The organism is Brevundimonas sp. (genome assembly GCF_036676055.1).
GTDB lineage: Bacteria > Pseudomonadota > Alphaproteobacteria > Caulobacterales > Caulobacteraceae > Brevundimonas.
Window position 1 is genome coordinate 1 of the sequence record NZ_JAKFDS010000079.1, and the last position, 11,592, is coordinate 11,592.

General features: G+C 65.3%; 12 protein-coding genes and 1 pseudogene. 8 read left to right on the plus strand and 5 right to left on the minus strand.

The annotated features are described in order from the left end of the window. Window positions 1-912 (plus strand): annotated as a pseudogene (locus V6M45_RS13020) (elongation factor 4); the annotation flags it as partial. A 2-nt stretch (window positions 913-914) separates the two neighbouring features. Here V6M45_RS13020 and V6M45_RS13025 read toward each other — a convergent pair. Then, window positions 915-1,739: a DUF7946 domain-containing protein gene (locus tag V6M45_RS13025; protein WP_332656965.1), complete on the minus strand. Its 825-nt coding sequence runs from the start codon at window positions 1,737-1,739 to the stop codon at window positions 915-917. 89 nt (window positions 1,740-1,828) lie between these two features. Between V6M45_RS13025 and V6M45_RS13030 the strand changes: the two genes are divergently transcribed. Next, on the plus strand, window positions 1,829-2,503 hold the full coding sequence (locus V6M45_RS13030; protein ID WP_332656966.1) for a hypothetical protein: 675 nt from the start codon (window positions 1,829-1,831) through the stop codon (window positions 2,501-2,503). A gap of 230 nt (window positions 2,504-2,733) precedes the next feature. On the opposite strand, the gene V6M45_RS13035 is transcribed toward V6M45_RS13030, so the two are convergent. After that, entirely contained in the window at window positions 2,734-3,582 is an 849-nt protein-coding gene (locus V6M45_RS13035; RefSeq protein ID WP_332656967.1) for a hypothetical protein, read from the minus strand. Window positions 3,583-3,639: 57 nt separating this feature from the next. Further along, window positions 3,640-4,962 (minus strand): DNA cytosine methyltransferase, encoded by a 1,323-nt coding sequence (locus V6M45_RS13040; protein WP_332656968.1) that lies wholly within the window; start codon window positions 4,960-4,962, stop codon window positions 3,640-3,642. Window positions 4,963-5,094: 132 nt separating this feature from the next. Between V6M45_RS13040 and V6M45_RS13045 the strand changes: the two genes are divergently transcribed. From V6M45_RS13045 to V6M45_RS13065, 5 genes are all read left to right on the plus strand, one after another. Then, window positions 5,095-5,556 carry a very short patch repair endonuclease gene (locus V6M45_RS13045; protein WP_332656969.1) on the plus strand — a complete coding sequence of 154 codons (462 nt, stop codon included), beginning with the start codon at window positions 5,095-5,097 and terminating at the stop codon, window positions 5,554-5,556. A 186-nt stretch (window positions 5,557-5,742) separates the two neighbouring features. Next, a complete protein-coding gene (locus V6M45_RS13050) occupies window positions 5,743-6,171 on the plus strand; it encodes a hypothetical protein (RefSeq protein WP_332656970.1) in 429 nt (142 codons plus the stop codon). Continuing rightward, on the plus strand, window positions 6,137-6,304 hold the full coding sequence (locus V6M45_RS13055; RefSeq protein ID WP_332656971.1) for a hypothetical protein: 168 nt from the start codon (window positions 6,137-6,139) through the stop codon (window positions 6,302-6,304). The genes V6M45_RS13050 and V6M45_RS13055 overlap by 35 nt, the downstream gene beginning before the upstream one ends. Window positions 6,305-6,373: 69 nt before the next feature. Then, entirely contained in the window at window positions 6,374-7,078 is a 705-nt protein-coding gene (locus V6M45_RS13060) for an enhanced serine sensitivity protein SseB C-terminal domain-containing protein (protein ID WP_332656972.1), read from the plus strand. Window positions 7,079-7,137: 59 nt separating this feature from the next. Continuing rightward, window positions 7,138-7,959 carry an NYN domain-containing protein gene (locus V6M45_RS13065; protein WP_332656973.1) on the plus strand — a complete coding sequence of 274 codons (822 nt, stop codon included), beginning with the start codon at window positions 7,138-7,140 and terminating at the stop codon, window positions 7,957-7,959. A 25-nt stretch (window positions 7,960-7,984) separates the two neighbouring features. On the opposite strand, the gene V6M45_RS13070 is transcribed toward V6M45_RS13065, so the two are convergent. Further along, the gene (locus V6M45_RS13070; protein WP_332656974.1) at window positions 7,985-9,445 is read right to left on the minus strand and encodes a DNA sulfur modification protein DndB; all 1,461 of its coding nucleotides are present in this window, start codon (window positions 9,443-9,445) and stop codon (window positions 7,985-7,987) included. Between the two features lie 271 nt (window positions 9,446-9,716). On the opposite strand from V6M45_RS13070, the gene V6M45_RS13075 reads away from it, so the two are divergent. Continuing rightward, the gene (locus V6M45_RS13075; protein ID WP_332656975.1) at window positions 9,717-9,953 is read left to right on the plus strand and encodes a hypothetical protein; all 237 of its coding nucleotides are present in this window, start codon (window positions 9,717-9,719) and stop codon (window positions 9,951-9,953) included. A gap of 43 nt (window positions 9,954-9,996) precedes the next feature. On the opposite strand, the gene V6M45_RS13080 is transcribed toward V6M45_RS13075, so the two are convergent. Next, complete coding sequence (locus V6M45_RS13080; protein ID WP_332656976.1) at window positions 9,997-10,872, minus strand: DUF3883 domain-containing protein; 876 nt, start codon at window positions 10,870-10,872, stop codon at window positions 9,997-9,999. Window positions 10,873-11,592 lie beyond the last annotated feature (720 nt).

Sequence of the window (11,592 nt, forward strand, 5' to 3'; positions counted from 1 at the left end):
GTCTTCTGCGGCCTGTTCCCGGTCGACGCCGCCGACTTCGAGGACCTGCGCGCCGCCATCGGCCGCCTGCGCCTGAACGACGCCAGCTTCACCTATGAGATGGAGTCCTCGGCCGCCCTCGGCTTCGGCTTCCGCTGCGGCTTCCTCGGCCTGCTGCACCTCGAGATCATCCAGGAGCGCCTCAGCCGCGAGTTCAACCTCGACCTGATCGCGACCGCCCCCAGCGTGGTCTACAAGATCAAGCTGCGCGACGGCTCCGAGATCGATCTGCACAATCCGGCCGACCTGCCCGACGTGATGCAGATCATGGAAATCAGCGAGCCGTGGATCAAGGCGACCATCCTGACCCCCGACGAATATCTCGGCGGCGTGATCAAGCTGTGCCAGGACCGCCGCGGCTCCCAGGTCGAGCTCTCCTACGTCGGCGCCCGCGCCCTGGTGGTCTATGAGCTGCCGTTGAACGAGGTCGTGTTCGACTTCTACGACCGCCTCAAATCCATCTCCAAGGGCTACGCCTCGTTCGACTACGAGCTGACCGACTACAAGCCCGGCGACCTCGTCAAGATGAGCATCCTCGTCAACGCCGAGCCGGTCGACGCCCTGTCGATGCTGGTCCACCGCAACCGCGCCGAGACCCGCGGCCGCGGCATGGTCGAGAAGATGAAGGAGCTGATCCCGCCCCACCTGTTCCAGATCCCGATCCAGGCGGCCATCGGCGGCAAGATCATCGCCCGCGAGACCGTCCGCGCCCTGCGCAAGGACGTGACCTCGAAATGCTACGGCGGCGACGCCACCCGCAAGAAGAAGCTGCTCGAGAAGCAGAAGGCCGGCAAGAAGCGCATGCGCCAGTTCGGCAAGGTGGAAATCCCGCAGGAAGCCTTCATCGCCGCGCTGAAGATGGATGAGGATTGAGACTATCGGTCGATGATAGATGCGGCTTGGACAATGTATCTTTTCGGTCTGCCGTCCATCGCTAGTATACGATAAAATGTCATGTCTATTTTCCTTCCGGTTCTGTTTGCATACTGATCCAAACCCCAACTGAACACTGGACGATACATTCTGAGCGTGTCTCGCGACATGGAAATAGGCACGACTCGCCCAAGCTCGGTGTCGAACACGCTGCCATATCCAGAATTGGCGTTGAATGCAGAAACACTGAACAAGCGATTTTTCACGGCACTGTCCTCAACATTTTGCCGAACGTATTCCTTGGTCTCTTCGTCGAAGGTATTGATAATGTTGTGGCCGGTAACGATGGTCAGCTTCTTGGCGCCGTTGCCGATGACGCTGTGGGCTTGCCGGATGGGAGCTTCTGAGACGGCGACTAACGCCTCAACATCACCACCTCGCCGTGCAGCAAGGTCGCGCATAGGGCCCGCCGGTATCACGTCGTCTTCGCCTAGGTTGCGATCAATGACGCGCTTCAGCAGTTGACGCATCAACTCGCCGCTTACTCCCGTCGCCGCAGCCAATCCGAAGGTCTGGGCCGCGTCACTCGCGAGGAACACACTGAGTTCGGTCAGAACGCTCCCTGGGCCCGGGGCGGAACCTTGGACTAGGTGGCGACCGGGGAAATCCCCACGCTGACGAATCTTGCCGGTCTCGACATAGTTGGCCACGAGCGACATCGTCCAAGCGACGCCAGCCAACCCCATGTATCCGTCATAACCCTCAAACCGGTGCTCATCGGCAAGGTCTCCGGTAAGCTTGACCTTGAAATCAATACGTTCCGCCATGGTGCCCCCAGCACGCAATAACTTTGCGGACACGCAATCATGACGCGTGCTAAGTGGTCAAGTGAATCGAATAACGGGGGGCTGTGATTATGATTCCTGATGTCGCCATTGGTGCAATTCTTGCGGCACTGATCGCAGGGCTAGTATCGCTCCTTGGGCTTATCGTGTCGAAAGAGCAGAAGACCTCGGAGTTCAGGCAGTCGTGGATTGACGCCCTTCGCGAGGAGATGGCGGTGTATGCTGCCTCAATAAATACATTACATGACGCGTTGCTAGTCACCTACAAGGACTTCGAGCACAAGCACGAAAAGATGTCGTCAGTCTATCATGAGCTAAACAAAGCAACTTTCCGAATAGAGCTGCGCGTGAACCCGAAGGAGGCTGGTCATACTGGACTGCTGAATACCATGAGCGACATCAGGGAAATCGCTTCCGATGCGAATGGCATAACGTTGGAGGCGCTCAAGCCCTTGGAAGCGAAGTTCATCGCCGACGCCCAGGCAATCCTGAAATCTGAATGGCGCCGAGTAAAACGTGGAGAACTTGCCTTCGTTATCGCGAAGTGGGCCGCTTTAGTATTTGTCGTCGTAGCGTCTATCTCCATTGGAATTCTCGTTCTGGGCTCGGCCAAGAACCCATCAGCGCTGGGGTCGCAACCACCGCCCACCACAGTAGAGTCACGCGGTGCTGCGTCAGTGGACAAGGGTGCGGGAGGTAAGCAAAAAATCGGCCCCCGCTCCACGGGTTTAGAGAAGCAGAGTTAACGTCAGTTGGCCGAGAAAGCCTACACCCTACACTTCGCCAGACTGTGCAGCCTGATCCGTGCCACCGGGCGGTTCGAGGTGCCGGCGGGCGCAGGCGGGGCGATGAAGCTGAGGGACCGGGTGTAGGCTTTCGCCCATCGACGGCCCCCTACCGCTTCTGGCATCGGCATACTGCGGCAGCGCCAAGGACTCGGCATAGGCATGCATGTGCTCCGCGTCAGCAAGTCGCGTCAGAGTCTCGGTAGCTCGGGCGCGAATACGTATCTCGCCCCATAAACCACACCGCCGATGTCGACCCGTCCATCTGGCCCGATGTCGTCCCGTCCGACCGGAGCGAGTTGCATCAGGACGATCTCGCCCTTGCGGGTCCGCTTGACGATCACCGGGATGCAGAACTCGAAGGAGTGGTCGTCGAGAATCGCCAGAGCCTGTTTCTCGATCTGCTCGGCGATGATCGGTTCGCCGATCTTGACCTCGACCGCGATGGCGCCGGTTCTGGACTCGCCGTCGACATGGGCCACCGCCTTGTAGAGGGCGTCGATCTCCGAGCTTCTCAATTTCACGTTGTTCTGGAGATGGGTGATCTCGCGAAGGCCGTTCCCCAAGGCGTTCGGGGAACTGGCGAGAAAATGTTCGAGCAGGTGCAGCTTGACCGCGATCTGGGCCAGCGACTGCTCGTCGACCCGCACGATCTCCCTCGTCGTGACCGGCAGACTCAGCGTCTGCAGCGTGAAGGTCGGCTCGGCGCCCGTCGGCAGGAAGTCGTCCGGGAACGGCTCCTGCCCCTCGGGTATGGGGAAGAATTCGAAACACTGGCCGACGCCGGTTCTCTGGCGCGCCGTATAGCCGGCGTCGCGGATGGCGGCGGGCCAGATGGCGTTCCGGCGGGCCGAGCGCAGATAGTCCTTGATGAAGTTGGCCGGGTTGCGATCCGAGAGTTCGATACTCCCGGCCCGCACAAGTTCACGGATCGCGTCGGCGACCTCGTCCAGGGTGACGAGAGGATTGGCGACCCGGCCGGTGGCGGGATCGTACCGGGCGTCGAAGAGCGCCTGAAAGACGTGGTTCTTGGCTGACATCGGCTCTCCCCGAGAGCCTTCTACCCTGGATTGGTCCGGCGGGGCCACCGGCCGTCGTCACTCCGCCGCGAACTGAAGCCTCTCGGCCTCGATCTCCGACTGCTTCCGCTTGCGCGCGCCGCTTTTCCGGTCCCGGCGGGAGACCGCGAAGGCGCGGCCGAATTTGGCGGCGGCCTCCTTCATGCCGAGGCCCAGCAGCTCGGGATCGCCCAGCTTGACCGATCGGCTCGGCTGTTCCGGGACGTGTCGGAGCGCTCCGACGATCTCGGCGGCGACCGCCCGCGCCATCGGCGGCGGCACGGCGTTACCGACCTGCCGAGCGCCATGCCACTTTGTCTCGTGCAGCCGGAACCAGTCCGGAAAGCCGTGCAGGCGCGCCATTTCCCGAACCGTGATGCACCGGTCGAATCTGTAGTGGATCGGGCGCGGGCTGGTGAAGGCGCCGCGCGCCGCGTCGGTGCCGGCGCGAAGGGTGTTGGACACCCCGTCGGTCGGCAGCCGGAAAAAGCGCGAGATCGGCTCGACCTCGCCGGGGACGGTTTCCGAGAACCGCCGCCGGGAGATCGACGTGTGCTCCGTGCGGGCGCTGGAGGTGAGCATGTGCGGCTCCCAGCAGCGGACGTAGCCGTAGCCCCAGCTGTCGCGGGTCAGGCATCGCATGGCCGAGGCGTATTCGCTCGGCACGCCCCAGCTGCTGGTCGCCACCGCGTCGGTCTCGCGAAGCCGGTCGAACTTCTCCGCGTCCGGCAGATCGCCCAGGGCGTCCTTGCAGCTCGGCCCCTCGGGCAGAGGGGACTTCTGGCTGCCGGCCGCGCGGGTGACCGCCGCCGGATATTTCGGCAGGCTCAGACCGACCTTGGCGCCCATCAGGATCAGGCGTTCGCGGTTCTGCGGCACGCCGAAACTGGCGGCGTTCAGCACCTTCCACGGCAGGGTCACGACGTAGCCGGCGCCCTCGAACTCGGCGATCAGCTCGTCGAGAAAGGCCCGGTGCCGCCCGACGGTGATGCCCTTGACGTTCTCGAACACGAAGTATGAGGCGTCGAGCTCGCGCACGATGCGGACGAAGTCGCGGACCAGCGCATTCCGCGGATCGTCCAGCGCCCGCTTGCCGATCATCGAAAAGCCTTGGCAGGGCGCGCCGCCGAATACGACGTCGACCGCGCGGTCGCCGAGGCCGGCGAGTTTCCGGATTTCCGCGCCGGTCAGGTCCTGCACGGATCGGGCGATCACCGTCGTTTCCGGGAAATTGAACGCGTGGGCCGCCGCGTGGATGGGGTCGATCTCGACCGCCGCGACGACATCGAAGCCGGCCTGCTCGAACCCGAGGCTCATGCCGCCGACGCCGGCGAACAGGTCCACTCCAACAGGACGGGTCATGGCGCGCTCCCTCGGCTCGAGTCTCGCGAAGTCCTAGCGGGCCGAACGGCCCAAGTCGATCGCCTTTTGTTCCTGTAATTTGATTCGCCCGGACCCGGTGCAATTGGGTAACGCCAATCCCAGATTGAGGTCGTGACCGATCCGACGCCATCCGAGTGGAACGACCCGCCGGTCGACGCCAAGCGCAGCGAGATCATGCGCAGCGTGCGCGGGAAGAACACCGCCCCCGAGATGAAGGTGCGCTCGGCCCTGCACCGGGCCGGCTACCGCTTTCGCCTCCATCGCAAGGACCTGCCGGGCAAGCCGGACATCGTGCTCCCGTCGCGCCGGGCCGTGGTGTTCGTGCACGGCTGCTTCTGGCACCGGCACCCCGCATGCCGGGCCGCGAGTTCGCCCTCGACCCGCGTCGCCTTCTGGCAGGACAAGTTCGCCCGCAACGTCGAACGCGATCGGCTGGCGATCGCGGCGCTGGAGCGGGCGGGCTGGGCGGTGCACGTCGTCTGGGAGTGCGAGACGAAGGGCAAGGCTCCGACCTTCTGGGGCGGCCTCGAGACTTTCTTGCGGGAGCTCCCGGCCCCATACGACCGATCCTGACGCACCCTCCGCCTATCCTCCCGCGTCATGACCGACCGCGCGCCTCTCCCCCCGCCCGTCCCGCTCGCCTCGCCCCCCGGCCGAGGACCGCCCCGTCCACTACCGGCTCTCCTCCGACACCTGGGAGATCATCTGCAGGGAATACCGCGAGGGGGTCACCGCCCCTTCCTGGCCCGCAAATGGCGGGTGTCGGAGCACGCCATCCGCCGCCGCGTCACCCGGCACGGGGCGACCAAGCGGGAGTGGGGCGACGCCCAGGCGATCAGCCAGGCCCTGGCCCGCGAGGCGGCGCGGCGCAACAGCCCCGAGGCCGTGGCGGCGCGGCTGTTCGATGGCGTCGGGATGCTGGAGGTCGAGGCGGTGGCCGACCCCGCCGTGCTGGCCCGGCTGGCGACCCTGGCCTCGGGGCGGGCCATGACCGCGCGGCTGTGGGCCGAGGCGCGGGCCCTGTCGCAGCTGGCCGAGAGCTATGCCCGGCTGGCGGCCCGGCAGGAGGCGGGGCGGGTGACGCTGGACACGGTGCCGCTGGAGCTGATCGCCCGCATCGCCGTGGGGCCGCAGGACGACTGGATCGATTCGGATGACCCTGTTCGACGCCGACGAGAGCGAGCCTGACTATGAGGTGCGCGACCGGTTCTGGCGGCGCAAGGCGGTGATCGACGCGCGCCGCCGGGAGGAGCTGGAGAGGGCCCACCGGGCGGAGGCCGAGGAGGGGCGCCGCGAGGCCGGGCGGGAAGGGGCCGCCTGACGGTCGACCCGCCCCCCTCCCTGCGCTATCCACGCCGCTCACCGCTCCACCCGCCCCGCGAGACCGCCCATGACCGACGCCCCCGCCCGCCCCGCCTTCGAGCCGCTCAACGACCTCGAACGCCAGCTGATGGCTGCCGCCTCGGGCGGGGCGGAGCAGAGGGCCGCCTTCGAGGCCGCCGTGGCCGACGCCCCGCTCTGGGTCGTTCCGGCTCCCGGCGAGGCCGCCGCCGAGGTGCTGCGCCTGCGCACCGTCTCCCTCGACGGCCGCGCCGCCACCGCCGTCTTCACGGCGCGCGAGCGGGCCCTCCAGTCCATCGGCCCGGACGTCGAGCCGGTCTCCTATCCCGGCCGCGTCCTGCTCGAGACCATCCGCGAGAACCCGGCGGTGCTGAACCCCGGCCACGGCTTCGGCGTGCGCTGGAGCCCCGACGCCATGGCCTCGCTGATCGGCCGCCCCAATCCGCTGCCCGCCGACCGCGCCCCGGTCGAGGTCGCGCGCCCCGCCACGACGCCCCCCGGCCTGGTCGAGGCCCTGACCCGCGAGCTGGGCGCCGAGCCCGCCATCAAGGCGGCCTGGCTGGCCCTGGCCCGCTGGCGCGACGGCGAGGAGGGCTTCCTGCTCGACCTGCGCGGCGCCGCGGCCGAGGCCGCCGTGCCCGTGCTGATGAACCGCGCCCTGGCCGGCCTCGACCTCGACGTCCGGCTCGACGTGGTCCTCGGCGCCCCCGACCAGCCCCCCGGCGTCGGGCTGGAGATCGTCGCGCCGCGCTAGCCTGCCGGCCCGAACGGCCCCACACTGCCGAGCCCCCTGCTGATCGAGGCCTGACGACCATGGCGAACGACCCCACCCGATCCCCCGACCGCGCCCCCCGCCTGGCCGTCCTCATCGACGCCGAGAACGCCTCGCCGCGCATCGCCGAGGCCCTGTTCACCGAGATCGCCACCATCGGCGAGGCCAGCGCCCGGCGCATCTACGGCGACTTCGCCTCCGCCCAGATCCAGGGCTGGACCCGCGTCCTCGCCCGCTTCGCCATCCAGCCGCAGCAGAATTTCGCCAACACCAAGGGCAAGAACTCCGGCGACATCGCCCTCGTCATCGACGCCATGGACCTGCTGCACTCGGGCCGGTTCGACGGCTTCTGCCTCGTCTCCTCCGACGCCGACTTCACCCGTCTGGCCTCGCGCATCCGCGAAGAGGGCGTCGACGTCTACGGCTTCGGCGAGCGCAAGACGCCCGAAAGCTTCCGCCAGGCCTGCACCCGCTTCATCTACACCGAGAACCTCAGCCTCCCCGCCGGGGCCGGGGACGAAGCCGGGGAGGGGGCCGTAGAGGCCGCCGCCCCCAAACGCAGCCGCCGCGCCGCCTCGGGCGTCACCGCCGCCCCGGCCGTCAAGGCCGAGCCCGCCGCCCCCGGCAAACGCCCCCCGTCCGAGGCCGCCCGCCTGATCGCCTCGGTCATCGCCGACATGGACGAGGACGGCGAAGGCTGGGTCAACGCCGGCGGCATCGCCAACCGCCTGCGCAACGCCTACCCGGACTTCGACCAGCGCTCGTATGGTTATGCGAAGCTGTCCGACCTGATCCGGGGGACCGGACGGTTCGAGGTTGAGACGGGAAGCGGCGGGGCGATGAGGGTGCGGGATCGGGCGTAGGACATTGCTACCGCACCATGACGTCCTATCGCAGGTGCCGATTTGGCAGTTTTAGCTTCCAGCGAATCATGTCCGCCAAGATCGGATAGATGTCGTTGTGCTTGCTGCCAAACCGCATCACGCCGGCCTGATAGGCTCCGAGATCTCGGTTGGCTTCGCTGGAGACGCCGCCATGGTCGGGAAGGTAGGTACTCAGTCCATCGAGGCCGAGCGTGGTACGCTCCGCTTCATCGAGCTCGTAGAAGCGCCACATAGGATTGGAGTGACTGAAGTCCACCTCATTCAGACGCGAAAATAGCGTGTCTAGAAGTGTGTCGCCGTTGTCGGGGCGCCTGTTTGAGAACGCGAGGTCAAACACGACCTTGGCGATGGACTTCAACACCACCGGTTGGGCTGCCGTCGTTGTGGTCTTGGCATTTGCGACGTTGAACCCCGGGATAGCGAGGATCGCTGCCCACATTCGAGAGACAGCTTCGACCCGGGGCTCGATGATCGCTGGGGTGGCGCCGCTGATGTTCGACTTATTGAGGAACGCGATGGCGTTGACGGCAACGATGTCCTTGCGGGCGAGGCACCCGTCGTCCTTCGACCAATCCGACTGTTCAGTCTCGCAGTCTTGAACGCCCAGCTCGTTGATCAGGACGTCATCAATGAACTTAGTCACCGGGTTCGAGCCATCGAACTTGAGAGATAGAGAGCGAGTTACCTTCTTCCCAAGATTGTTCAGATCGTGAAACAGCTGCCGCTCTTGATCGATAGACAGGCCCAAGTGGAGTTCGACTTTGACGCTTGCGAAGCTTCGCGCGCATTCTAGGGCTTCCATCCACACGATCATTTCGTCCGGGGAAACCGGGCCGCGGCCGGTGTAGAGATTGTTTCGGGCGGGATAGTTGCCTGATTTTAGCACCCCCTCAAGGAAGTCCTTAACTACTTGGCCTCCCACGAGACGATGCTGCCCGTCGATCATCCACCAACGGAAATGTCGGGGCAGATACACTTGGAAGCCGCGCGTCTCGCCTGACTTCGAAAGAATCCTTTCCGCTCTCACCGAGGGACGTTCAGGGTCGATGTCGCGGATGTTGGCGACGAACGGTTGGAGCGAGAAATACGGCTGCGATCCGAGTTGGTGAAGAACCGTTCCAAACGTCTCGGGGATCGGCTTGTTCTGGAGGCGGCGGCGGGCCATCGCGGCGTTCACCAGCCCCTTCAGCATATAGACGGCAAGACCCCGCGCATGACTTTGATCCAGCGGGCGCTGAGCGATTTCGCCCTTCTCCGGGTCGTTCGCGACCGACGACCATTCGACCAACTTGGCAAGCGGTACATCGGCCACCCAAGTCATCCGACCGAGGTTGTAGCCCACGGCCACGTTGAAGGGCTCTTCGTCGGTGCCCGAGAAACTCATCATCTGGTCTAGGCTGGAGGACTGAATAACATCGTCATCCATCGCCATCGGCTTAGGCATCCCGTCGGTATTACCAAACATTTCTTATCTCCCCAGGTAGGTGTTGTAGCGCTATTTCTACCTGAGCGGAGGCATTGTCAATCATCCAGGGGAATAAAAATATATCCCAGGGGAAAATAACGGCCTCGCGAGTGTCGCGCGCACCTTCAGCTTCGGCGAAAGCGATGGCTTCATCAGGCAGGCGGGCGGCAAGCGTAGCTGAACCGCACCTGCTTCAACCTTCCCGGGCAAGTGCAGATTGATTTCGCACAAGGTCCGGTCGAGGCTTAGAAAATGCCAGCGGAGCGAGCTGATGCCCCAGCGAGAAGTGCCAGCGGCCTGCTCCAAGTGGCTGGCCGAGGTCGACCGCCTCATGAAGCGCGACTGGTACATCGACACCGTCGATGCCGGTCTCGATGATGAGCAGGTCATCGCCTGCTGGAAGTTCGAGGAAACGCCGGAGGAGTTCGTGGCGTGGTTCGCGGAGGACGCCGACTTGTACGACTTCCGAAATCCATGGGGGCGCACGAAAGGGTGGCTGGGGTCGTGATCCGCAGGTCGGTTCAACGCGGGATGAAGACGGTGATTTTCGCCTAACCGACCCTGGCCCGCCACGTCTCAGTTTCGAGGGTCACGGCTTCCTCCAGCGGCGGCTTGAGCTTGAACAGCCGCGGCCCCTTGGCCACCTCGTACAGACGGTAGAGGCGGAAATGCTCCGGCCTCTCGTGCGCCAGAGACAGTTCGTTTCGCGTCACGAAGAAGGGGGTCGAGCGGGCACCCTGCGTGGTTTTCACTTCGATCAACCGGTCGTTTCCCAGCCGGTCGAAGGAGTGGATGTCGTAGCCAGCGCCGTCCCCGTCTTCCTGCGCCACCCAGCGAACTTTCGAGGCGAGGTCCTTGCGCTCCAGCGCCTCAAGCCGGCGACGCTCGAAGTCGACGATCAGCGCTTCGCCCGCCTTGCCGAGACTGCGGTTGCGGAAGTCGCGCGCAACCGGGTCGAATTTCCGCACCAGCCGCTCCAGACCCGCGGGTCGAGGGGCGCGCGGTGCGCCCGGCGGCGGCGGGCCGTCATCGACGAAGATGGCGGGCATATCGGCGAGCCCTGAGACACTCAACACCGGAGCGTCCTGTCTCCAGCGGGGCGTGAACGCATCACCGCCCAGGGCGTCCGGGTGCTGAAGCAGATACCGTTCGATGGTCCGACCCAAGGCCTCCTGAAAGTTGGAGAAGGGCTTGTACCCATCGATGGTCGGCAGGCCGAGTTCGACCAGCACTGCCGAGATGTTCATGTGCTTGCGTTCGACCGAGCCCGCTGTGCGACCGATTCGTTCTCGCAATGCGGCGTTGTGGTGCGACTTCACATAGGGACGGCCGGCGATCTCATCGGCGAGCATGGCGAAATAGTCCGCGACGATGGCGTCGAGTTCTTCCGCGTTCCAGTCCGTTCCTACCCGGGATTGGTCTGCCATGGTCCTCCACCTACCGGAGGTTAGGCGAGAACAGCAGAGCTGCGCCAGCCCTCACCGGCGCGATCTGTCGTCTGCCCCTCGGTCTAGCCACGCTCGTCCCGGGATGACGAAAGCAGGGCGGCGCGCCGGGCGGCCTTTCTGCCCTTGAGGGTCGGGGAAGCTCGCATGTGAGCCGGCCACGGGTGCCCCCCCGAAGGGGTGAATGACGGGGAAGACCGACATCCAGCCGGCAGACCGCCGCCGCCCCCTGCGGGCCTCGACCCGCGGATCACTCCATGGCGTCTCTTGACGGGCGCCCCGACCCCGCCGGCCCCGCCGGCCCCGTCGTGTCCTTCGTGGCTCTTCCTTTGTGTCCTTTGTGACGAACCTCGGCTCTCAACCGCCAATTGCTGCGCTGCAAGTTAATGCGCCGCCGTCCTTTTGTTTTCCGCCAACCCGCTGTTTCCCCACGACATCCGTTCCCGGTCAGCGTCCTGAACCCGCCATAGGAAGCGCCCGGTCTAGACTCCCTTCATCCCGTCGACGGGGAGGGCGTCGGATCCACGTTCTCGATGGCGGCGGGCTGTGGTCGAGCGATGAAGCCCGGGGGAAGGAGACTCCGGGGGTCCTCGCGGAGGTCGATGGATGGCCTCTGCTTGCTCGCCGCGCGCCTTGAGGTGCGGTCAGATGGCCTCGCAATGGCGGGGGTAAGGCCGTCCCGCTCCGGTCCCAGCAATGAGG